This window comes from Brevundimonas sp. AC546 (genome assembly GCF_979258305.1).
Genome location: NZ_OZ409849.1, coordinates 1,416,133 through 1,438,007, shown reverse-complemented (window position 1 = coordinate 1,438,007; position 21,875 = coordinate 1,416,133). Strand labels below are relative to the sequence as shown.

Sequence of the window (21,875 nt, the reverse complement as noted above, 5' to 3'; positions counted from 1 at the left end):
TTACTTCCACTCGACCTTGAGGATTTCGTAGGCCTTCACGCCGCCGGGGGTGTTGACCTCGACGACGTCGCCGACCTCCTTGGAGATCATGGCGCGGGCGATGGGCGAGGCGATGGAGACCTTGCCCTTCTTCACGTCGGCTTCGTGTTCGCCGACAATCTGATAGCGCGCCTCGTCCTCGGTGTCCTCGTCGACCACGGTGACCGTGGCGCCGAACTTGACCTGGCTGCCCGACAGTTTCGACACGTCGATAACCTGGGCGCGACTGATCTTGTCCTCGATGTCGGCGATCTGGCCTTCGATCCAGCCCTGCCGCTCCTTGGCGGCATGGTATTCAGCGTTTTCGGACAGGTCGCCATGTTCGCGGGCCTCGGAGATGGCCGCGATGACGCTTGGCCTTTCGACCGACTTCAATTGCTTCAGTTGATCGTCGAGGACACGGTAGCCCTCGCCCGTCATCGGCACTTTTTCCATTGGTGTCGTGATTTTTCTGGTTCGCCCGGAAACTGGAATGACGCGAGATAGGCACACAAAAGGCCGCGGGGCGGGCGCGGCCGGGCATCAATACTAGGGTTTCCCGCTCAGGTTTTCAAGAGCAGGTCGCCCGACCGATGAAATATCAGGCTCGGGCGGGCGGCTCCGACTTGGGATCGCGACGCAGGACGCCCTTGATCAGGCTGTAGGCCAGCCAGCCGACGGCGGCGAGGCCGGCCAGCATGAACAGGCCCGACACGAGGGCGGCTCCTGCAGCCATGAAGGCCAGGATGAAGGCGACGGCCGCTGCAAGTCCGGCCACGATCTGAATGGTTTGAAGACGCATGGTCCATTAACGTCCTGGGTGACGCCGGGTTGCGTCGCCCCGATCACGATCCGATCACGCGTAACTGTAGGGGCCGCCGCGTTCCAACGCGCGCTGATAGGCGGGTCGTGCGTGGATGCGGGCCAGGAAGGCCTTCAGGCGCGGCTCGGTGGTGGCGTCGAACGCCCGGTCGGCGCCGGCCTCGACGGGGAAGCTCATCATGATGTCGGCGGCGCTGAACTGATCGCCCGCGAACCATTCCGACCGGCCCAGTTCGTCTTCCCAAAAGCCGACGTGGGTCTTGAGCTGGGGGTCGACGAAACTGGTCAGGGCCTTGTTGGCGATGCTCTTCACCAGCGGCTTCAGCAGGGCGGGCGCACGGCGGGGCAGCATGCCGAACACCAGTTTCAGCAGCAGGGGCGGCATGGCCGACCCCTCGGCGTAATGCAGCCAATAGGTGAAACGGCGATCGTCCTCTGTCCCTGCCGCAGGCCGCAGTCGGCCCTGGCCGTAGGTGTCGAGCAGATATTCGACGATAGCCCCTGTCTCGGCGACCTTGACCCCGCCGTCCTCGATCACCGGGGACTTGCCCAGCGGGTGGATGGCCAGCAGTTCGGGCGGGGCGAGCCGATTGCCCGCGTTGCGCTCATACCGTACCACCTCATAGTCCAGGCCAAGCTCTTCGAGCAGCCACAGGACGCGTTGCGAGCGGCTGTCGTTCAGGTGGTGGACTTTGATCATCGGGCGGCTCCAGGCGTCGAGGCGCGACTATTCGCATCGCCGCCCAAGAAGTCGAGGGGGAAGTCGAGCCCTATCGCGGGCGACGACCGCTCCACCGCGCGCGCGGCTCGGGCGAAGGCTTGGGCGTGACCTGAGGCTTGGCGCCTTCGCGACGGTTGCGCCAGACTTCATAGGCCAGGGTGGCCAGGGCCAGTTTGCCGGCGTGGCGACCGGCGACGCGGCGACCGCCCTTGGACAGCAGCAGGCCGCCGAGGATGGGGACGAGTTTGTGCAGACGAGACATTGGCGAAGCTCCTTTCGCCGTCTAACGCGCCGTCTGGCGTCGGGGTCCGCCCTGCGGCGACATGAACTGAAGAGGGCCGACAGAAGGTTTGGCGCGCGCGCCGCGAAAAGCGGTGCTAGCCCTAGAGCATGAGCCAATCTCGCCTTGCCGCCTTCTTCACATCGTTGAGCTTTTTTGTCATCGCGGCCCTGGTCGCGGGCGTGGTCGTTGGGGCGCTGGCGCAGGGCGCGCAGGCGGCCTGGCTGACCGGGGCGCTGGGGGTGGTCGAGAGCCTGGGGCAGGTCTGGCTGAATGCGCTGCGGATGACCGTCATTCCCCTGGTGTTCAGCCTGCTGGTGACCGGCATCGTCTCCATCGCCGATGCGGCCGCGACGGGGCGGATCGCCGTGCGGTCGCTGGTGGTGTTCGGCGTGCTGCTGGTCGGGGCGACGGTCTATGCGATCCTGGCCGGGTTGGGCCTGCTGGCGATCTGGCCCATCGACCCGGAGGCGGGGCGGGGGCTGCTTGCGGGGGTGACGACCGAGTCTCTCGCGACTGTGGGCGAGGCGGCGCGAACGGATGGCCTGCGCGCCTTCCTGGCCAGTTTGGCGCCCGCCAATGTGGTCAAGGCGGCGGCCGACGACGGGGTGCTGGCGGTCGTGGTCTTCGCCGTCGCCTTCGGTTTCGCGGCGACCCGGATCAAGACGGAGTTGCGCCGGCCGCTGGCCGGCTTCTTCGAGGCGGTGGCCGAGACCATGGTGGTGATCGTCCATTGGGTGCTGCTGGCCGCGCCGTTCGGCGTCTTCGCCCTGGCGCTGGGCGTCGGTTTGCGGGCCGGGCTGGGGGTGGCGGGGACGCTCGCCCACTATGTCGCCATCGTCTGCCTCAGCCAGATCGGCCTGATCCTGATCACCTATTTCGTGGCGGTCATTTGGGGGCGGATTTCGCTGGCCCGGTTCGCCCGCGCCGTGGCCCCGGCCCAGGTCGTCGCCGTCTCGACCCAGTCGTCGCTGGCCAGCCTGCCGGTGATGATCGAGCGGGCGCGCGACTGGCTGGGCGTGCCCCAGACCTCGGCGGGCCTGGTCCTGCCGCTGGCGGTGGCGGTGTTCCGCATCACCAGTCCGGTCGCCAACCTGGCGGTCTGCCTCTATGTGGCGCAGTTGCATGGGGTCGAACTGAGCCTCGGCGTGCTGATCGCCGGAGGGCTGACGGCCATCGCCGTGTCCATCGCCTCGGTCGGCCTGCCGGGTCAGGTCAGCTTCTTCGCCGCCATCGGCCCCATCTGCCTGGCCATGGGCCTGCCGCTGGGCGTGCTGCCCCTGCTGCTGGCGGTCGAGGTCATCCCCGACATCTTCCGCACCGTCGGCAACGTCACCGCCGACCTGGCCGCGACCCGGATCGTGGCGGGTGAGGACGATCCCGCTACAGACTGACCAAGGCCGCGCCGGCCGCCAGCAGGATCAGGTGCAGGACGACGACCAGGCCGAACTGCGTCCTGAACGGTTCCTTGCGCGTCTTGTGACGGAGCAGATGCTGAGCCATCCAGGCGCCCAGGCCGCCGATCAGGCCGAACAGCAACAGGGTCGCCTCCGGCGTGCGCCACAGGCCGGCTTTCGCCTTTTGCTTGTCCCTGGCGAAGGCGACGAACCCCAGGACTTCGGCGCACAGGATGGCGATCAGGGCGAGGTCGAGATTGGAGATCGGCATGTCCCTGGTTTCCGGCCGCTACGCGTTCGCAGCGTGCGGCCGGAAATCGGAGATTTCGTAAACGTCAGGCGTAGTCCTGGATCGGGCGGACATCCAGGTCGCCGGCCTTGATGGCGCCGATGGCCTGGGCGGCGGCGAGGGCGCCGGCGGTGGTAGTGTAGTAGGGGATCTTCATCATCAGGGCGGTGCGGCGCAGGGAGAAGCTGTCCTGCAGCGACTGTTTGCCCGAGGTGGTGTTGAAGACCAGGTGGACCTCGCCGTTCTTCATGGCATCCACGATGTGCGGGCGGCCTTCCAGCACCTTCTTGACCAGCTTCACCTCCAGCCCCTGTTCGACCAGGTAGCTGTGGGTGCCGCCGGTGGCGATCAGGCTGAAGCCCTCGGCCAGAAGCGTCCTGGCTGCATCGACGATGAAGGCCTTGTCCTCGTCCTTGACCGAGATGAAGGCGCAGCCCGAGGTCGGCAGGGTGGTGCCGCCGCCGATCTGGGCCTTGGCGAAGGCGCGGGCGAAGGCGGGGGCCATGTCGGCCTCGCCGTCACGCTTCCAGTCCAGGCCCATGACCTCGCCGGTCGAGCGCATTTCCGGGCCCAAGATGGTGTCGACCCCGGCGAAGCGGGCGAACGGGAAGACCGCCTCCTTGACCGCGATATGGTCGTAGGGCTTGTCGGCCAGGCCGAAGGATTTCAGCGGCACGCCGGCCATGACCTTGGCGGCGATGGAGGCGATCGGCTGGCCGATGGTCTTGGCCACGAAGGGCGCGGTGCGCGAGGCGCGCGGGTTCACTTCCAGCACGAAGATGCGGGGCTCGGCGCTGTGCGGCTCCTCGATGGCGAACTGCACGTTCATCAGGCCGCGCACCTTCAGGGCCTTGGCCATTTCGGTGGTCTGGCGCTTCAGCTCGGCCACCGTCTCGGCCGACAGGGACCAGGGCGGCATGGAACAGGCGCTGTCGCCCGAGTGGACGCCGGCTTCCTCGATATGTTCCAGCACGCCGGCGACGAAGACCGTCTCGTCGTCGCACAGGGCGTCCACGTCCACCTCGGTGGCGCGGTTCAGATAGTGGTCGATCAGGACGGGGTCCGAACCCGAGACGCGCATGGCCTCATGGACGTAGCGGTCCAGTTGCTCGCGGTCATGGACGATCATCATGCCGCGTCCACCCAGGACATAGGAGGGGCGCAGGACGACGGGATAGCCGACCTCTTCCGCCTTCTGCGCGGCTTCCTCGGCCGAACGGGCCAGGCCGTTGGGCGGCTGGCGCAGGCCGATGCCTTCCAGCATCTGCTGGAAGCGCTCGCGGTCCTCGGCCAGGTCGATGGAATCGACCGATGTGCCCAGCACCGGGATGCCGTCTTCTTGCAGCGCATGGGCCAGCTTCAGCGGGGTCTGGCCGCCGAACTGAACGACGCAGCCGATCAGCGTGCCATTTGATCTTTCGACCTCGATAAGCTCCAGCACGTCCTCGGCCGTCAGCGGCTCGAAATACAGGCGGTCGGAGGTGTCGTAGTCGGTCGAGACGGTCTCGGGGTTGCAGTTGACCATGATCGACTCGACGCCGATGTCGTCGAAGGCGAAGGCCGCGTGGCAGCAGCAGTAGTCGAACTCGATTCCCTGGCCGATCCGGTTCGGACCGCCGCCCAGGATGATGGCCTTCTTCTTGTTGGTCGGCTCGGACTCGCACTCGGGGATCTGGCCAAGGGCGCCGGTCTCATAGGTCGAATACATATAGGCGGTGGCCGAGGCGAACTCGGCGGCGCAGGTGTCGATCCGCTTGAACACCGGGCGGACGTTCAGGCCGCGACGGGCCAGACGCACGTTCTTTTCTGTCGCGCCGGTCAGTTGCGCCAGGCGGGCGTCGGAGAAGCCCTTGGACTTCAGGCGGCGGAACTCGGTTGGATCGGCCGGCAGGCCCTTGACCCGCACATGGCCTTCCTCGCGCACGATGTCGGCGATCTGGCGCAGGAACCACGGCTCGTAAGAACAGGCGGCGTTGACCTCCTCGACCGTCAGCCCGTGGCGGAAGGCCTGGGCGATGACGCGGATGCGGTCGGGGGTGGGGATGCCCAGGGCGCGGACGACGGCGGCGCGAGCGGTCGCGTCATCCTCGGATCCGGCGACGCCGTCGATCTCGATCTCGTCGAAGCCCGACAGGCCGGTCTCAAGCCCGCGAAGGGCCTTCTGCATCGATTCCTGGAAGGTGCGGCCGATGGCCATGACCTCGCCCACCGACTTCATCGAGGTGCCCAGCAGGGGCTCCGAACCCGGATATTTCTCGAAGGCGAAGCGCGGGATCTTGGTGACGACATAATCGATGCTCGGCTCGAACGAGGCCGGCGTGACCTGGGTGATGTCGTTGGTCAGTTCGTCCAGGGTGTAGCCGACGGCCAGACGCGCGGCGACCTTGGCGATGGGGAAACCGGTGGCCTTGGACGCCAGGGCGGACGAGCGCGACACGCGCGGATTCATCTCGATCACCAGCATGCGGCCGTCGGCCGGGTTGATGGCCCACTGGACGTTCGACCCGCCGGTCTCGACGCCGATCTCGCGCAGGACGTTGATCGAGCCGGTCCGCATCCGCTGATATTCCTTGTCGGTCAGCGTGAGGGCGGGGGCGACGGTGATGCTGTCGCCCGTGTGGACGCCCATCGGGTCGATGTTCTCGATGGAGCAGATGATGATGCAGTTGTCCGCCGTGTCGCGGACGACCTCCATCTCGTATTCCTTCCAGCCCAGCACCGATTCCTCGATCAGGACCTCGGTCGTCGGCGACAGGTCGAGGCCGCGCAGCACGATCTCCTCGAACTCCTCGCGGTTGAAGGCGATGCCGCCGCCGGTGCCGGCCAGGGTGAAGGACGGACGGACGACGGCGGGCAGGCCGACGAACTCCAGCCCGTCCAGCGCCTCTTGCATCGAGTGGGCGGCCTTGGAGCGGGGGCTTTCCAGACCCAGCTTGTCCATGGCGTCGCGGAATTTCTGGCGATCCTCGGCCTTGTCGATGACGTCGGCTTTCGCCCCGATCATCTCCACGCCGTATTTGGTCAGGGCGCCGGAGGCGTCCAGGGCCAGGGCCGTGTTCAGCGCCGTCTGGCCGCCCATGGTGGGGAGCAGGGCGTCGGGGCGTTCCTTGGCGATGATCTTCTCGACCATCTCGGGCGTGATCGGCTCGATATAGGTGGCGTCGGCCACCTCGGGGTCCGTCATGATGGTGGCGGGGTTCGAGTTGACCAGGATGACCCGGTAGCCTTCCGCCTTCAGCGCCTTGCACGCCTGAACGCCGGAATAGTCGAACTCGCACGCCTGGCCGATGACGATCGGGCCGGCGCCGATGATGAGGATGGACTTGATGTCTGTGCGCTTGGGCATCGCCAGCTCTTCTTCTTATTGAACGCTAATGGGTCACGACCGCGCAGTCCCAGCCGTCGTAGTCCAGCTGAAACGCTGCGGCCCAGGTCTGCATCATGGCGGAGGTCGCGGCGAACGACGCCTCGTCCACCGCCATGGTGGTCTCAAGTGTTGTGGAATCGTCGGCGCCGCCGGTCAGGAAGCCGGCGCGACGCGCGACCTCGTTCAGGTCGCCGTGGTCGCCTTCGCCATAGAAGTAGAATCGCGTGTGACGCGGGGTCACGCCGCTGTCGCCTTGTTCGGCCAGCGCCGCGCGCACCATGGCGTCGCGTTCGTCATGACTGATGTCCGAGGCGTCCAAGGGGCTGCGTCGTCCTTCGTTCTCTACGCGCGCGAGAAGTCCCCGCAGAGCCTGGCCCTGCGACGCTCACGTCTGCTTGTCGGTTAAGCGGCCCGTTTAGAGAGGGAGGGGCGAGGGGGCAAGACTTTATGCGTCGGCGATCGCCGCGATCCAGTCGGGAAGTTCGGCGATGCGGGACAGCGAGACGTAGCGGGGCTCGTTGACCGGGGCGTCGGCCAGTTCGTGGGCCCAGGTGACGGCGTAGGGGATGTGAACGCCGAAGGCGCCGGCGGCGATGGCGGGAAGGACGTCGGACTTCATGGAATTGCCGGCCATGACGGCCTCGGCCGCGCCCGTGCCGTGGCGGGTGAAGACGCGGTCATAGGTGGCGCGGTCCTTTTCGGATACGATCTCGACGGCGGTGAACCGTTCGCCCAGGCCCGAGGCGGCCAGCTTGCGTTCCTGGTCCAGCAGGTCGCCCTTGGTGATCAAAACCAGGCGGTATTTCTCGGACAGTTCGGCGATGACCTCGTCCACGCCGGGCAGGGTCTCGACGGGATGGGCCAGCATCTCGCGGCCCGCCGCCAGGATTTCGCGCACGACATGGGGCGGGGCCTCGCCGTTGGTCAGCTCCATCGCCGTCTCGATCATCGACAGGGTGAAGCCCTTCACGCCATAGCCATAGAGGCGCAGGTTGCGTTGTTCGGTCTCGGCCAAACGCGCCTCGATGGTCGGTTCGTCGCCGTGTTCGGCCAGCAGATCGACGAACCGCGCATGGGTCAGGCGGAAGATCGTCTCGTTGTGCCAGAGGGTGTCGTCGGCATCGAGGCCGACCGTGGTGATGCTCATGCCGCGCCCCTATCATGGGACGAACGAGGAGGGGAGACGCGATCAGTGCCCAGTCGTGACTTGAGCGGAGGGGGCGTATGGCGTCAGATGCCGTCCATGCGCGTCAGAGTTTCAGTTCGGCTTGTCAGCCTCTTGTTGCTTGGCCTGCCGTTGAGCGGCCCGGCCATGGCCCAACCGGCCGGTTCGACCCTGTCTATCCAGTCCTTAGCCGCGCCCCAGACGCGAGACCGCGTGCGCCTGAATCAGCGGGTGTTCGACCGGGTGTGGAGCGAGGTCCGTCGCGGCTATTACGATCCGACCCTGCACGGCGTGGACTGGAATGCGGCGCGGGCGCAGTTCCGGCCGCAGGCCTTGGCGGCGACCGACGAACGGGGACTGTACCGGGTCATCAACGAAATGCTGGACCTGCTTGACGACGGCCACGCCGCCGCCAGCCCGCCGGCCGCCGTGCGCCGTCAGGAGGCCCAGTTCGCCCGCCGCGCCGTGATGGGCCTGACCCTGATGCGGGGCGAGACACCCGACGACTGGACCGTCGAACGCATCCGGCCCGGTTCGCCGGCCGAGGAGGCGGGGCTGCAACTGGGCTGGGCGCTGAACAGCGTGGACGGCCAGGCCTGGGGACCGGACGTGGAGACGTTCGACGGCCGGCCGGTGAACCTGGTCCTTACCGATGAGACGGGCCGGCGCCGTGAGACGACCCTGACCCCGCGCGTCATGGACGCGGTCGAGCCGTTCACCGCCGACACGTCGCGGCCCGGCGTTCTGGTGCTGCGGGTCGAGCAGTTCGACAAGGGGCTGGGGCCCTGGATGGGCAGTGCGCTGGAAGGCCTGCCCGCCGATGTCGATGTGGTGCTGGACCTGCGCGGCAATCCGGGCGGTCGGCTAGGGGAGGCGGAATCGGTGCTGACCTGTTTCCTGCCCCGCAACCAGGCCTGGGCCACGCGAACGGGACGCAGCGGCCGGGCGGTGATTTTGCGGGCCGCCGGCGACTGCGGCGACCGGCCTGACCCGCTGGCGAACGGTGTCGCGGTCCTGGTGGACCAGGGCAGCCGCAGCGCGGCGGAACTGACGCCTGCGGCCCTGCAGGAGGCGCGGCGCGGCATCGTGGTGGGCGAGAAGACGGGGGGATCGGTCCTGATCGCCCAGGAGACCAACCTGCCGGACGGAGGCAAGCTGACGCTGAGCCGGGCGGACTTCGTGACCTCGGGCGGCACACGGCTGGAAAAGCGGGGCGTGACGCCCGACATCGCCGCGCCGCGCACCGTGGCCCAGCGCCGCGCCGGCGACGACCCCACGCTGGAGGCGGCCATCGCCGCGCTTCAGGCGGAGGACCGGGCTAGCGCTGCTGACCGACCCGGCCCGCTCTAAATCAGTTTCTTCTATCCGCTCATCCCGGCGAAAGCCGGGACCCAGTTCTTTCGCAAGATAGGTGCGTTGGATTGGCGGCTGGCGCTCTGGCTTAGGGGTGAGCGCCCAAAACGCTGGGTCCCGGCTTTCGCCGGGATGAGCGGAATATCAAAGAGCGATCAGCAGCATTTGAACGATCCAGAACCGCCGAAGCGGCGCTGTTCGTGCAGGCGGAAGAAGGCCGTCTTGTCCAGCGGCGGCTGGTCGGGATGGGTCGCCGTCGCGTGGGCGATGTAGGCGTCATAGTCCGGCTGGCCGATCATCAGACCGGCCGTTCGCCTGACGCCGCGACCCCACCGCAGGGCGGTGTCGCGGCACAGGCAGAGCAGGTCCTCGTTCGAGGGGTTAAGCACGAGCGATATCCGCGGCTTCGTCGGCCGGCGTCAGGTCGTGCGCTTCGGGATATTCGCGCACGGTCGGCCGGTTGTTCAGATAGGCCTTGCGGCACGCCAGGACGCCGTAGACGACCATGGTGATGACCACGAACAGGAAGCCCGCCGTCAGGGTCGAGTTGACGTAGTCGTTGACGATGATGCGGTGCATGTCGCCGACGCTCTTGGCCGGGGCGATCAGCTCGCCGGCGCCCAGGGCCTCCTGATACTTGCGGGCATGAGACAGGAAGCCGATGCGGACGTCCGGGTGGAACAGCTTCTGGAAGCCGGCCGTCAGGGTGCAGATCAGCAGCCAGGTCGCTGGGACGATCATAACCCAGGCGAACTTCTCGCGCTTCATCTTGAACAGGACGACGGTGCCCAGGATCAGGGCCACGGCGGCCAGCATCTGGTTGGCGATGCCGAACAGCGGCCAAAGGCTATTGATGCCGCCCAGCGGATCGACCACGCCGGTGTAGAGGAAATACCCCCACAGGGCGACGGTGAGCGCCGTGGCGACGACGTTGGCGCCCCACGACTTGGTCTCGCGCATCCTGGGCACGGCGACGCCCAGCAGATCCTGGATCATGAAGCGGCAAACGCGGGTGCCGGCGTCGACCGTGGTCAGGATGAACAGAGCCTCGAACAGGATGGCGAAGTGATACCAGAAGGCCATCATGGCCTTGCCGCCGATGACGCCCGACAGGATGTGGGCCATGCCGACGGCCAGGGTCGGGGCGCCGCCTGCGCGCGACAGGATGGAATGCTCGCCCACGTCGCGGGCCAGCTGTTCCAGTTCGCCGGGGGTGATGTGGAAGCCCCATTGCGCCACGGCGGCGGCGGCCGAGACTGCATCGTTCCCGATGATGGCGGCCGGGCTGTTCATGGCGAAATAGACCGCCGGGTCCAGAACCGTGGCGGCGATCAGGGCCATGACGGCGACGAAGCTTTCGCACAGCATGGCGCCATAGCCGATCAGCGGGATCTGATTTTCGTTCTCAAGCAGCTTGGGCGTCGTGCCCGACGAGATCAGGGCGTGGAAACCCGAGACGGCGCCACAGGCGATGGTGATGAACAGGAAGGGGAACAGGGCGCCGGCGAAGACCGGGCCGGTGCCGTCGATGAAGGGGGTAATGGCCGGCATCTGCAGATGTGGACGCACGATCAGGATGCCGATGGCCAGGGCCACGATCGCGCCGATCTTCAGGAAGGTCGACAGATAGTCGCGCGGCGCCAGCAGCAGCCAGACCGGAATGACCGAGGCGATGAAGCCATAGATCATCATCAGGATGGCCAGGGTCGGGCCGGTCAGGGTGAAGGCTGGACCCCAGAACGGGTCGGCCGCGACATGGCCACCGCCGATGATGGCCAGGATCAGCAGGACGACGCCGATGACCGAAATCTCGCCCACGCGGCCGGGCCGCAGATAGCGGGTGTAAAGACCCATGAAGATGGCGATCGGAATGGTGGCGGCGACCGTGAACGTGCCCCACGGGCTCTCGGCCAGGGCCTTGACCACGACCAGGGCCAGAACGGCCAGGATGATGACCATGATCATCAGCACGCCGATCTGGGCGATGATGCCGGGGATATTGCCCATCTCGGTGCGGATCATGTCGCCCAGCGACTTGCCGTCACGGCGCGTGGACATGAACAGGACCATCATGTCCTGCACCGCGCCCGCTAGCACCGCGCCGACCAGGATCCACAGCACGCCGGGCAGATAGCCCATCTGGGCGGCCAGCACCGGCCCGACCAGCGGGCCCGCGCCGGCGATGGCGGCGAAGTGGTGGCCGAACAGGACGTTGCGGGGCGTCGGCACATAGTCCAGCCCGTCGTTGCGGCGCATGGCCGGCGTCAGACGCGCGGGGTTCAGCTGCATGACCTTGTTGGCCAGGTAGCGGGCGTAGAAGCGGTAGGCGATGGCGTAGGTGCAGACGGCGGCGATCACCATCCAGACCGCGCTGATGCTCTCACCCAGATGCAGGGCGATGATGCCGAGGGACACCGCCCCCAGGATGGCGATGGCGCCGAAAATTATGGGTGTGCTGAGTTTGCCCACGACAGATCCCTCCCGGCCGGCTGACTGCGGCCCTCACCCTTGGTTTGCACCACAATGCGGGACAAGGCCAATCGACTAAGGTCGTAGAAATGGGGGAGAGCAGACATCTCCTCCCTGCGGAGCGGGGAGGTGGCGCGGCGCGCCTTCGCGCCGTGACGGAGGGGTTCTGCGCCGCATCACTGGCGCCTATGGGACTTCAAGAGCCCCTCCACCGCTACGCGGTCCCCCTCCCCGCAAAGCGGGGAGGAGACGGTCGCTACGCCCGCACCACCTTCACCCGCCCGGCCGCTTCGCGCGCCCGTTCGCGAGCTTGTTCTACATCGGCGCCGCGCGCGGTCGCCACGCCCATGCGGCGACGCTCATAGGCTTCCGGCTTGCCGAACAGGCGCAGGTCGGCGGTGGGGACGGACAGGGCCTCGGCGACGCCTTCGAACGCCACGCCTTGGGCTTCCATGCCGCCGTAGATGACGGCGCTGGCGGCGGGTTCGCGCTGGGTCACGTCGACCGGCAGGCCCAGGATGGCGCGGGCGTGAAGGGCGAACTCGCTCATGGTCTGGCTGGCCAGGGTGACCAGGCCTGTGTCGTGGGGGCGGGGCGAGACCTCGGAGAACCAGACCTGGTCGCCCTTGACGAACAACTCCACGCCGAAGACGCCGAGACCGCCTAGCGCGTCGGTGACCTTGCCGGCGATCTCCTGCGATGCGGCCAACGCGGCGGGGGTCATGGCCTGGGGCTGCCAGCTCTCGACATAGTCTCCCTTGACCTGGCGGTGGCCGATGGGGGCGCAGAAGTCCGTGCGGGTTTCGCCGTCGGCGCCGCGCGAGCGGACGGTCAGCAGGGTGATCTCGAAGTCGAAATCGATCCGGCCCTCGACGATGACGCGGGCGCCGGCGACGCGGCCGCTCTCCTGGGCGTAGGTCCAGGCGTCGGCGATCTCGTCGGCGCTTTCGACGAAGGATTGCCCCTTGCCGGACGAGGACATGACCGGCTTGACGAAGTTGGGATAGCCGACGGTCTCGGCGCCGGCGGCCAGTTCCTCGGCCGAACCGGCGAAGGCGTAGGGGCTGGCAGGCAGACCCAGGTCTTCGGCGGCGAGACGGCGGATGCCCTCGCGGTTCATGGTCAGCTGGACGGCGCGGGCGGTGGGAATGACCACGGCCATGCCGGCGGCCTCGATGTCGGCCAGAACCTCGGTGGCGATGGCCTCGATCTCGGGCACGATGAAGTGTGGGGCCTCGGCCATGATCAGGCCGTTCAGAACCTGGGGGTCGGTCATGGGGATGACGTGGCTGCGGTGCGCCACCTGCATGGCCGGGGCGTTGGGATAGCGGTCCACGGCGACGACCTCGACGCCAAGCCGCTGAAGCTCGATGGCGACCTCCTTGCCCAGTTCGCCAGCGCCCAGCAGCATGACGCGGACGGCGGTGTCGGAAAGCGGGGTGCCGAGTTTCATCGCGGTCAGGCTCCGGTAGCGGGTTCGATCAGGTCCCAGGCGTTGCCGTAGAGGTCTTCGAAGACCACCACCTTGCCATAGGTCTCATGTCGCGGGGTTTCGCGGAAGTGGACGCCGGCGGCAAGCCAGGCGGCGTGGTCGCGCATCAGGTCGTCGGTTTCGAGGAACAGCCAGACGCGGCCGCCGGCCTGGTTGCCGACCTGGGCCTTCTGGTCGTCGGTCGTGGCGCGGGCGAGCAGCAGGCTAGTCTCGCCGCCTTTGGGCGTGACCCGCACCCAGCGTTTGCCGCCGCCCATGTCGGTGTCTTCGCTGAGGTCGAAGCCCAGCTTGCCGACATAGAAGGCGATGGCGGCGTCATAGTCGTGGACCAGCAGGCTGATCGCGCCGATGCGGCTCATGTGGCGACGAAGGTTTCGACAACGGGATTCATCATCTGTTCCAATGATCCTCCCCCGTGAAGCGAAGCGCAACGGGGAAGGGGGACCGCGAAGCGGTGGAGGGGGCGGACCTCGCACCGGCGGTGGTCATTGTTGTCCGAGCGCCAACGGATACATCTCGCCTGTATCCGCCCCCTCCACCACGCTGCGCGCGGTCCCCCTCCCCCGCAAGCGGGGAAGGATTTCAGGCTTACAGCCGCGCCTTGACCGCCGCGACGACGGCGTCGGCGGTGATGCCGAACTTCTCGTACAGGACTTCGGCCGGGGCCGAGGCGCCGAAGCCGGTCATGCCGATGAAGGCGCCGTCTTCGCCGATGAACCGTTCCCAGCCCTGCTTGATCGCGGCTTCCACCGCGACGCGCACGGTGCCGCGGCCGATGACCGAGGCCTGGTAGGCGGCGTCCTGCTGTTCGAACAGTTCGAAACAGGGGACGGAGACGACGCGGGTCGGGACGCCGGTGGCTTCGAGGGTTTCGGCGGCCTTCAGGGCCAAGGCCAGTTCCGTGCCGGTGCCGAACAGGGTGACCTTGGCTGCGGCCGAAGCGGCCTTGATCTCGTAGGCGCCCTTGGCCGACAGGTTCTCGGTCGAGGCGACGGTGCGGACGGCCGGGGTCTTCTGGCGCGACAGGGCCATGGCCGACGGCGAGGTCCTGGTCTCCAGCGCGATCTTCCAGCATTCCATGGCCTCGACCGTGTCGGCGGGGCGGAAGACCAGCAGGTTCGGGATGGCGCGCAGGGCCGCCAGGTGTTCGACCGGCTGGTGCGTCGGGCCGTCTTCGCCCAGGCCGATCGAGTCATGGGTCAGGACGTGGATGGCGCGCACGCCCATCAGGGCGCCCAGGCGGATGGCCGGGCGGCTGTAGTCCGAGAAGACCATAAAGGTGCCGGCGTAGGGGATGACGCCGCCGTGCAGGGCCAGACCGTTCATGGCCGCGGCCATGCCGAACTCGCGGATGCCCCAGTTGACGTAGCGGCCTTCATACGACGGCGCGTCCAGGATCGGCGTGCCGGCGACGAAGGTGTTGTTCGAGCCGGTCAGGTCGGCCGAGCCGCCGACCAGTTCGGGGATGGCGGCGAAGACCTGGTCCAGGGCGGCGCCCGAGGACTGGCGCGTGGCCTGGGCCGGTTGGGTCTCGATCAGTTCGGCGATCTTGGCGTTCAGGGCGTCGAAGGCGGCCTCGGGCAAGTCGCCCTTCATGGCGCGGGTGAAGTCGGCGGCCTGGCCGGATGCGGCGAGGCGGGCTTCCCACTTCTTGCGGTCCTTGGAGCCGCGACGGCCGACCTTGTGCCAGGCGTCGGCGATGGTCTGAGGCATTTCGAAGGGTTCGTGATCCCAGGCCAGACCCAGGCGGGTGGCGGCGATCTCGGCGGCGCCCAGGGCGGCGCCGTGGGTCTTGTGGCTGCCCTCCATGGTGGCGGCGCCCTTGCCGATCTTGGTCTTGCAGGCGATCAGGGTGGGCTTGTCCTGACGCGTGGCCCACTTCATGGCGGCCTTGATGGCGTTCATGTCGTGGCCGTCGATGGCCTTGACCGCCCAGCCGGCGGCCTTGAAGCGAGCCTTCTGGTCGGTGGTGTCCGACAGGGAGACCTTGCCGTCGATGGTGATCTCGTTGTCGTCCCACAGGACGTGCAGCTTGTTCAGCTTGTAGCGGCCGGCCAGGGCGATGGCTTCCTGCGACACGCCCTCCATCAGGCAGCCGTCGCCGGCGATGACCCAGGTGCGGTGATCGATCAGGTCGTCGCCGTATTTGGCGGCCAGGTGGCGCTCGGCCATGGCAAAGCCGACGGAGGTGGCCAGGCCCTGGCCCAGCGGGCCGGTGGTGACCTCGACGCCGGGCATGTGGCCGTATTCCGGGTGACCGGCGGTCTTGGAGCCCCACTGGCGGAAGTTGGACAGTTCTTCCTTGGTCGCGGCCTTGTAGCCCGTCAGGTGCAGCAGGGCGTAGATCAGCATCGAGCCGTGGCCGGCCGACAGGATGAAGCGGTCGCGGTCGGCCCAGTCGGGGCGGCTGGCGTCAAACTTCAGGAACTTCGAAAACAACACCGTGGCGACGTCGGCCATGCCCATGGGCATGCCGGGGTGGCCGGACTTGGCCTTCTCGACGCCGTCCATGGCGAGGACGCGAATGGCGTTCGCCATCTGCTCGGGCGTGGCCTTTGGTGCGGTTTTGGCGTCGGTCACGGTGGAGACCTCTGTTGGGAAGGCGGAAAAAGGGGGCGCGCCGCTTTACCCCGACGCGTCCTCGGGTTCTATACGCAATTTGAAGGAGCGACCGATGGCAGACGCCACCACGGCCGCAAGGACGCGTATCGACCGCGCCCTGGCCGAACTGGAACGCAAGATCCTGGAGCTGAAGGCGCGCCCCGCCTCGGCGCCCGCGATCGCGGACGACGACCTGTTCGCGCCGCGTGTCAGCGATCAGCGCGTCGCCGAGCTGGAGGCCGCAGGGCGCGAGGCGTCGCAGGCCCTGGCCCGGGCGGCGGCGGCGGTGCGCGAGGTCCTGAGCCAGGACAACCTGGCCCAGGACGATGAGACCGAAAGCGAGGCCGGCTGATGGCGACGGTGACGGTCGAGGTCAACGGGCGGCCCTATGCGGTGGGTTGCGCCGACGGTCAGGAAGAGCGGGTTCGGATCTTGGCCAAACAGTTCGACAACCAGGTGCGCCAGGTGGCCCAGGACGTCGGCCATGTCGGGGACCTGCGGCTGTTCCTGATGTCAGCCCTGATCCTGGCCGACGAACTTCACGAGGCGCGCCTGAACGGCGGCAAGGCGGGACCGTCCACCCTGGCCCCGGCTCCGGCCTCGACGGACGGCGTCGCCGAGGCGCTGAACGCCGTTGCGGCCCGGATCGAGAAGATCGCGCAGGGCCTGTAGGCGAATATTCGTCGGCGGGCGCTGGCGCAGCGGCCGGCAAAGGCCTATCTTGATCGACGGCGGGTCTTGCTGCGGCCCACGTCGAAGGCATACATTTCCTCGCGACCTTAATTCACTCAAAGGGATCTGTCCCTGTCCGGGCTCGAGGGCCTGGGCATATGGAGCCCACCTGGCTACCCAGGTTCGAGAGGATTTAAACGCCCTTCACGGTTCTTGCGGCGCCGCCAACCTCTCTCTCTCTTTTTGCGCTATCGCTCGCGACGCGGTCGCTCGCTGCTTGAGCGCGCTGTGTGCTATCGCTCGCCGCGCGGCGGCTCGCTGCATGAGCACGTTTGTGCGCTATCGCTCGCGACGTGGTCGCTCCCTGCTTTAGCGCGCGCGCTGACCGGCGGGAGTCGCTCGGCTGCATGAGTGCGTTTTGCTATTGCATGGGTGTCGCTTTGGTTCGCTAGGCTGGGGCGTTGGTAGGGGTAGCCGAATGATCCAGGACAAGCATGAGCTGCGGTCCGCCGCGCGGGCGCGTCGCAAGCGCCTGGCCGAGATCGATCCCTCGGCGGCGTCGCGCGCGGCGGATCATGCGGACGCCCTGCCGCCCGCCGAGATCGTGGCCCTCTATCGCGCCATGGGGTCCGAACTGGATGCGGACGCGTTGGCCGTGACGCTGGAGGCCGCCGGCCGTCGGTTGTGCCTGCCGGTCGTGGTCCAGCGCGACGCCCCCATGGAGTTTCGCGCCTGGTCGCCGGGAGAACCGCTGGAACTGGACGCCGCCGGATGCCCCGCGCCCCTGCCGCTGGCGCAGGTCGTCACGCCGGACCTGATCCTGACGCCCCTGCTGGCCTTTGACGATCAGGGCGGGCGCCTGGGCCAGGGCGGCGGCTATTACGACCGCACCTTCGCCGCCCGCCCCGACGCGCTTCGCATCGGTTTCGCCTACGTCGGCCAGAAGGTCGAGCGGCTGGAGTTGGAAGCGCACGATGTCCGGCTGCATGGGGTTCTGACCGAGGCGGGCTATGCGGACTTTGGCATATCCCATTGACATATACGCGCGTTGGGGCGATATCCATGCCATGAGCGCCCCGCTGAAAGCCACGGTCTTCAAGTCCAATCGCTCGCAGGCCGTGCGACTGCCCAAGGCCGTCGCCTTTCCCGACGACGTGAAGGAGCTTCGCGTCATCAAGGAAGGCAAGAGCCTGCGCCTCGTGCCGCTGAATGCCCTGTGGGACGACTTCTTTGATCGGCCGGGCATCCCCGATTGGCCGGATCGCGAGCCCCAAGGCGAATGGCCGGAACGCGAGCCGTTCTGAGGTGACGGATTACCTGCTTGATGCAGATATCTGCATCCATGTTCTGCGTCGGCGCGGGCCGGATTTGCGCGATAAGTTCGCCGAGGCGGTGGGTCGGATATCGATGTCCACCGTCACACTGACCGAACTGCTTGTCGGTGTGGCCAAATCGCAAAACCCTGTCTTGAGGCATGAGGAGTTGCTGAGGTTCCGGGCGCGTCTGGACCTTCTGGACTTCGACGAACAAGCCGCAGCCCACGCATCGGATATCCGCGCGAGCTTGGAACGGAGCGGGCAGAAAATCGGGCCGCTCGATACTTTACTGGCTGGCCAGGCGCGCAGCCTTGGCCTCACGGTCGTAACAGCGAACATCCGGGAGTTCTCGCGTGTCGAGGGCCTGCTGGTCGAAAACTGGCTTGGCCAGGGACAAGGCTTTCACGAATGAGACTGGCATTTTTCGGGGACGTCATCGGCAAGTCCGGCCGTGACGGGATCAGCGACCATCTTCCGGGCCTGAAGCGTGATCTGAAGCTCGACTTCGTGGTGATCAACGCCGAGAACGCGGCGGGCGGGTTCGGCATCACCGAGAACACGGCGCGCGAGCTGTTCATGGCGGGCGCAGACTGCCTGACGCTGGGCAACCACTCGTGGGACCAGCGCGAGGCCCTGACCTATATCGTGCGCGAGCCGCGCCTGATCCGGCCGGCCAACTATCCGCGCCTGATGGATGCGCCGGGCGCCGGGGCCAATCTGTTCGAAACCCATTCGGGGCGCACGGTCCTGGTGATGAACGTGCTGGGCCGGGTGCATATGGACCCGATGGACGATCCGTTCGGCGCGGTCGAGCGCGAGCTGGCGGCCGCCCCCCTGGGCGCCGTGGCCGACGCCGTCATCGTCGACATGCATGCCGAGGTCACGTCCGAGAAGATGGCCATGGGGCATTTCTGCGACGGGCGCGCCTCGCTGGTCGTCGGCACCCACACCCACGTCCCGACCGCCGACTGTCAGATACTGCCCGGCGGCACGGCGTATCAGACCGACGCCGGGGGGTGCTGCGACTATGACAGCGTGATCGGCAACGAGAAGGAAGAGCCGCTGCGGCGCTTCACCACCCGCATCTCGGGCGGTCGCTACATGCCCGCCTCTGGTCCGGCGACGGTGTGCGGCGTCTTCGTCGAGACGGACGACAGGACAGGCTTGGCGACGCGCGTCGAGCCCATCCGCGTCGGCGGACGATTGTCCCAGACGGTGCCAGTCCTCTGACTTGACATGAAATATTACGTATGTAGATTGTCTGAACTACATATGTAGTTCAGGAGAGACTCATGCCTCGCACCTATCTGCTAATGTTGATTTCCCTCGCAGTCGCTGGGTTGTCGTCTCCAGCGCTGGCGGCTGAGGGTCTTACGCCGACGTCCATCTTTGCTGACGCGGCCGTGCCGATAAAGTTGATGATCTTGGTGTTGGCGGTCTCCCTGATCGCCGCAGTCATCGTCACCATTCGCAAGACCGTCGCGCGCGATGTGTCCGGAGGCTCGGCCTATCTTTCGGCTCTGCGGCTGGGCGGGCCGTTGCTGGGGCTTCTGGGCGCCACGCTCAATGCGCTCTGGTCCTTCATCGGCATCGCCTCGGTCGGAAAGTCATTGCCGCTGGCGGTGTTTGCGCCGGGATTGGCCGAGGCGACCCTGGTGCTGTCTCTGGGACTTCTGGTCGGCGTGGTAGCGGTCATCTGCAACTGGGTCGTGGAGGCGCGCATCGACCGCGTGGTGCTGCGGGCGTGAGTCAACCTGCCGTCACGGAGGCCGAGAGCGCGGTGCTGACCGCCCTGTGGCGGCGCGGCCCCCTGCCGTCGAAACAGTTGTTGGAAGAGGTGCGCCGTCATCAGGACTGGGGCGACGCCACCATCAAGACCTTGCTGAACCGCCTGATGCACAAGGGCGCCGTCAGGTCCGACCGCGCGGAGGGGTTCTTGCGGTATGTGCCGATGATCACGCGGCGTGACTATGTGGAGACTGAGGTGCAGGCGTTGGCTAACAGGCTGTTTGACGGCCGCCGCGACGCTCTGATCGCCTATTTGACGGGCGACGCGCCAGTCTGACGCCGCGCCCGTAGACGCAGCCGCATGGGTTCGCGGCTGCGCAGGGTGATCTGATGCACCGGGCGGGGTTCGACCGTTGTCAGGGCCTCGACGTCGGCGACGCGCAGGATGGCGGCGAGGGCGATCATCGCCTCCTGCAGGGCGAAGGCGGCGCCGATGCAGACGCGCGGGCCGGCGCTGAAAGGGATGTAGGCGTAACGGTCGATGCTCTTGCGGTTTTGCGGCAGGAAGCGTTCCGGCCGGAAGGCGTCGGGGTCGTCCCACAGCAGCTTGTGGCGTTGCAGAATCCACGGCGAGATGATGACGGTGGCGCCGGCCTTGATCGTCTGGCCGCCGATCTCGTCGTCGGCCAGGGCCTTGCGGGCCATGGTCGGGGCCGGCGGAAACAGGCGCATGGTCTCCTCCAGCACGGCGCGGGTCCAGGGCAGGCCGTCGGCCCATTTCGGATCTGAGACGTCGAAACCTTCCGCCTCAGCCTGGAGGTGGGCCAGATATTCCGGCTGGCGCGACAGCAGGTGCAGGGTCCAGCCCAGGGCGCGGGCCGTGGTCTCGTGCCCCGCCAGGATGAAGGTCAGGATGTTGGCGGCGACCTCTTCATCCGACAAGCCGGGACCGCCGTTCTCGTCCCTGGCCAGCAGAAGCGCGCTGAGCAAATCGGCCGGCGGAGTGTCGCCGGTTTCGATCCCACTTCCGATTTGGCGGCGGCGCGCCTCGACCAGCGTGGTGACGCGCTGCTCGAAGAAGCGGGCCGAGCGGAAGCTGGCCAGGCGGCCCAGGCGCGGCGCCCAGTCCGGGGCGCCCAGCACGTCCAGCGGATCGATGCGCGCGCCATTGGCCAGGAACTGGTTCAGCGCTCGCTCGAACCCGCGCGCCTCGCCGCCCAACTCGTCCGAGAACATGGTCGCCGACAGGATGTCGAAGGTCAGGCCGGACATCTCGCTGTCGATATCCAGCACCCGCCCGCGCGCCGACAGCGACCAGGCGGCGACCCGCGCGTGACAGACCTCGGCCATGCGGGCGTTCAGCGTGGCCATCTTCGCGGGTGTGAACAGGGGCGCCAGGATGCGCCGGGCGCGACGCCAGACCTCGCCCTCGGTCAGCAACAGGCCCTCGGCCAGCATCGGCCCCAGCACACGACGTTGCAGGTCGCCCTTCTCGTAGTTCGCGGCGTTCTCGGTCAGGACGTGCCGCACGCCCTCGGGATGGCTGACCACCAGGATTTCGCCAAATGCGGAGTCGCCATGCAGTTGCGGCTCGGTGAAATGCCGCTCGGACCACATCTGGATCGGATCGCGCCAGCTGATCCACAGGAAGGGCAGCAGCGACAGCGGCTTGCCCGTCCGGCGCGGCGGTATCGCAGGACGGAAGGTCGTGTCGGCGGTCGTCGCGTCCATAAGACGCTCCCTGTGCAAATCGCCGGTTCAAACCGGGCGCATCGCTCTTCAACGCTTGATGTGGTGCATGCGTTCATGACGGTCGCCACGATCCCGACCGTTCCGTAATCAACGAGACGGCGACGACCTGCCGATCGCATGGAGCAGCCGCGCCATATCTTCTGCGGACAAGTCCTTCGAGCCTTGGCTTGAGGCCGCCGGCTTCGAAACGGGGGCGCCGGCGCCGCTGGACCGGTTTGAGAGGCCCTGCGCTTTTCGCGCCGCTCGAACAGAAAGCGTTGAAGGAACCAGACAAGATGAGGCGTCCACGGTTGGCCGCAGGCGGTGGTCTTGCCCGCCTTGTTCAGGAGGCTGGCGATCTGGTTGGGCTTGGTGAAGCCGTTTTTGAAACAGGCTCGGAGCCACGGTTCGAACTCATCCAAAAACGCCTCTTTGGATCGATGGCGAAAGCTGA

Annotated in this window: 24 protein-coding genes and 1 other RNA gene; 11 read left to right on the top strand and 14 right to left on the bottom strand. The window is 67.2% G+C overall.

Annotation, left to right across the window (positions count from 1 at the left end):
• The 4 genes from greA to ACZZZD_RS07125 form a co-directional block, all read right to left on the bottom strand.
• Entirely contained in the window at nucleotides 1-474 is a 474-nt protein-coding gene (gene greA, locus ACZZZD_RS07140; protein ID WP_346494833.1) for a transcription elongation factor GreA, read from the bottom strand.
• 145 nt (nucleotides 475-619) lie between these two features.
• The gene (locus ACZZZD_RS07135) at nucleotides 620-820 is read right to left on the bottom strand and encodes a hypothetical protein (protein WP_159849469.1); all 201 of its coding nucleotides are present in this window, start codon (nucleotides 818-820) and stop codon (nucleotides 620-622) included.
• Nucleotides 821-874: 54 nt separating this feature from the next.
• On the bottom strand, nucleotides 875-1,540 hold the full coding sequence (locus ACZZZD_RS07130) for a glutathione S-transferase family protein (RefSeq protein ID WP_463433874.1): 666 nt from the start codon (nucleotides 1,538-1,540) through the stop codon (nucleotides 875-877).
• A 70-nt stretch (nucleotides 1,541-1,610) separates the two neighbouring features.
• Nucleotides 1,611-1,823: a cysteine protease gene (locus ACZZZD_RS07125; protein ID WP_463433873.1), complete on the bottom strand. Its 213-nt coding sequence runs from the start codon at nucleotides 1,821-1,823 to the stop codon at nucleotides 1,611-1,613.
• Nucleotides 1,824-1,951: 128 nt separating this feature from the next.
• Here ACZZZD_RS07125 and ACZZZD_RS07120 point away from each other — a divergent pair, with 128 nt between their 5' ends.
• Nucleotides 1,952-3,235 (top strand): dicarboxylate/amino acid:cation symporter, encoded by a 1,284-nt coding sequence (locus ACZZZD_RS07120; protein WP_463433872.1) that lies wholly within the window; start codon nucleotides 1,952-1,954, stop codon nucleotides 3,233-3,235.
• Here ACZZZD_RS07120 and ACZZZD_RS07115 read toward each other — a convergent pair.
• The 4 genes from ACZZZD_RS07115 to ACZZZD_RS07100 form a co-directional block, all read right to left on the bottom strand.
• Nucleotides 3,225-3,509, bottom strand: a complete 285-nt coding sequence (locus ACZZZD_RS07115; RefSeq protein ID WP_463433871.1) for a DUF1294 domain-containing protein — start codon at nucleotides 3,507-3,509, stop codon at nucleotides 3,225-3,227. The two genes, ACZZZD_RS07120 and ACZZZD_RS07115, sit on opposite strands and share 11 nt — an antisense overlap.
• Nucleotides 3,510-3,573: 64 nt before the next feature.
• The gene (carB, locus tag ACZZZD_RS07110; protein ID WP_463433870.1) at nucleotides 3,574-6,873 is read right to left on the bottom strand and encodes a carbamoyl-phosphate synthase large subunit; all 3,300 of its coding nucleotides are present in this window, start codon (nucleotides 6,871-6,873) and stop codon (nucleotides 3,574-3,576) included.
• Between the two features lie 25 nt (nucleotides 6,874-6,898).
• The gene (locus tag ACZZZD_RS07105) at nucleotides 6,899-7,213 is read right to left on the bottom strand and encodes a hypothetical protein (RefSeq protein WP_236547491.1); all 315 of its coding nucleotides are present in this window, start codon (nucleotides 7,211-7,213) and stop codon (nucleotides 6,899-6,901) included.
• Nucleotides 7,214-7,339: 126 nt separating this feature from the next.
• The gene (locus ACZZZD_RS07100; RefSeq protein ID WP_463433869.1) at nucleotides 7,340-8,041 is read right to left on the bottom strand and encodes an HAD family hydrolase; all 702 of its coding nucleotides are present in this window, start codon (nucleotides 8,039-8,041) and stop codon (nucleotides 7,340-7,342) included.
• 165 nt (nucleotides 8,042-8,206) lie between these two features.
• Between ACZZZD_RS07100 and ACZZZD_RS07095 the strand changes: the two genes are divergently transcribed.
• Nucleotides 8,207-9,409, top strand: a complete 1,203-nt coding sequence (locus ACZZZD_RS07095; RefSeq protein ID WP_463433868.1) for a S41 family peptidase — start codon at nucleotides 8,207-8,209, stop codon at nucleotides 9,407-9,409.
• A gap of 158 nt (nucleotides 9,410-9,567) precedes the next feature.
• Here the strand turns inward: ACZZZD_RS07095 and ACZZZD_RS07090 are convergent, their stop codons facing one another.
• From ACZZZD_RS07090 to tkt, 5 genes are all read right to left on the bottom strand, one after another.
• Complete coding sequence (locus tag ACZZZD_RS07090; RefSeq protein ID WP_463433867.1) at nucleotides 9,568-9,801, bottom strand: YbdD/YjiX family protein; 234 nt, start codon at nucleotides 9,799-9,801, stop codon at nucleotides 9,568-9,570.
• The gene (locus ACZZZD_RS07085; protein ID WP_463433866.1) at nucleotides 9,794-11,881 is read right to left on the bottom strand and encodes a carbon starvation CstA family protein; all 2,088 of its coding nucleotides are present in this window, start codon (nucleotides 11,879-11,881) and stop codon (nucleotides 9,794-9,796) included. Before ACZZZD_RS07085 ends, ACZZZD_RS07090 begins: the two co-directional genes overlap by 8 nt.
• A gap of 256 nt (nucleotides 11,882-12,137) precedes the next feature.
• A complete protein-coding gene (gene purT, locus ACZZZD_RS07080; protein ID WP_463433865.1) occupies nucleotides 12,138-13,334 on the bottom strand; it encodes a formate-dependent phosphoribosylglycinamide formyltransferase in 1,197 nt (398 codons plus the stop codon).
• A 5-nt stretch (nucleotides 13,335-13,339) separates the two neighbouring features.
• Complete coding sequence (locus tag ACZZZD_RS07075) at nucleotides 13,340-13,732, bottom strand: VOC family protein (RefSeq protein WP_463433864.1); 393 nt, start codon at nucleotides 13,730-13,732, stop codon at nucleotides 13,340-13,342.
• A gap of 229 nt (nucleotides 13,733-13,961) precedes the next feature.
• Nucleotides 13,962-15,953 (bottom strand): transketolase, encoded by a 1,992-nt coding sequence (gene tkt / locus ACZZZD_RS07070; protein ID WP_463433863.1) that lies wholly within the window; start codon nucleotides 15,951-15,953, stop codon nucleotides 13,962-13,964.
• 94 nt (nucleotides 15,954-16,047) lie between these two features.
• On the opposite strand from tkt, the gene ACZZZD_RS07065 reads away from it, so the two are divergent.
• The 9 genes from ACZZZD_RS07065 (at nucleotide 16,048) to ACZZZD_RS07025 (ending at nucleotide 20,027) form a co-directional block, all read left to right on the top strand.
• On the top strand, nucleotides 16,048-16,326 hold the full coding sequence (locus ACZZZD_RS07065) for a hypothetical protein (protein ID WP_463433862.1): 279 nt from the start codon (nucleotides 16,048-16,050) through the stop codon (nucleotides 16,324-16,326).
• Nucleotides 16,326-16,646 carry a cell division protein ZapA gene (locus tag ACZZZD_RS07060; RefSeq protein WP_463433861.1) on the top strand — a complete coding sequence of 107 codons (321 nt, stop codon included), beginning with the start codon at nucleotides 16,326-16,328 and terminating at the stop codon, nucleotides 16,644-16,646. Before ACZZZD_RS07065 ends, ACZZZD_RS07060 begins: the two co-directional genes overlap by 1 nt.
• A 63-nt stretch (nucleotides 16,647-16,709) precedes the next feature.
• A non-coding RNA gene (gene ssrS / locus ACZZZD_RS07055) (6S RNA) lies at nucleotides 16,710-16,872 on the top strand.
• Between the two features lie 252 nt (nucleotides 16,873-17,124).
• Nucleotides 17,125-17,682, top strand: a complete 558-nt coding sequence (locus tag ACZZZD_RS07050; RefSeq protein WP_463433860.1) for a 5-formyltetrahydrofolate cyclo-ligase — start codon at nucleotides 17,125-17,127, stop codon at nucleotides 17,680-17,682.
• 31 nt (nucleotides 17,683-17,713) lie between these two features.
• The gene (vapB, locus tag ACZZZD_RS07045) at nucleotides 17,714-17,950 is read left to right on the top strand and encodes an AbrB/MazE/SpoVT family DNA-binding domain-containing protein (protein ID WP_463433859.1); all 237 of its coding nucleotides are present in this window, start codon (nucleotides 17,714-17,716) and stop codon (nucleotides 17,948-17,950) included.
• A gap of 1 nt (nucleotide 17,951) precedes the next feature.
• A complete protein-coding gene (locus tag ACZZZD_RS07040) occupies nucleotides 17,952-18,374 on the top strand; it encodes a type II toxin-antitoxin system VapC family toxin (RefSeq protein ID WP_426024225.1) in 423 nt (140 codons plus the stop codon).
• Nucleotides 18,371-19,192, top strand: coding sequence for a TIGR00282 family metallophosphoesterase (locus tag ACZZZD_RS07035; RefSeq protein WP_463433858.1), 822 nt, complete (start codon nucleotides 18,371-18,373; stop codon nucleotides 19,190-19,192). Before ACZZZD_RS07040 ends, ACZZZD_RS07035 begins: the two co-directional genes overlap by 4 nt.
• Nucleotides 19,193-19,392: 200 nt before the next feature.
• Nucleotides 19,393-19,710, top strand: a complete 318-nt coding sequence (locus ACZZZD_RS07030; protein WP_463433857.1) for a MotA/TolQ/ExbB proton channel family protein — start codon at nucleotides 19,393-19,395, stop codon at nucleotides 19,708-19,710.
• Nucleotides 19,707-20,027: a BlaI/MecI/CopY family transcriptional regulator gene (locus ACZZZD_RS07025; protein ID WP_463433856.1), complete on the top strand. Its 321-nt coding sequence runs from the start codon at nucleotides 19,707-19,709 to the stop codon at nucleotides 20,025-20,027. Before ACZZZD_RS07030 ends, ACZZZD_RS07025 begins: the two co-directional genes overlap by 4 nt.
• Here the strand turns inward: ACZZZD_RS07025 and ACZZZD_RS07020 are convergent.
• A complete protein-coding gene (locus tag ACZZZD_RS07020) occupies nucleotides 20,000-21,421 on the bottom strand; it encodes a cytochrome P450 (protein WP_463433855.1) in 1,422 nt (473 codons plus the stop codon). The genes ACZZZD_RS07025 and ACZZZD_RS07020 overlap by 28 nt on opposite strands.
• Nucleotides 21,422-21,875: the final 454 nt, after the last annotated feature.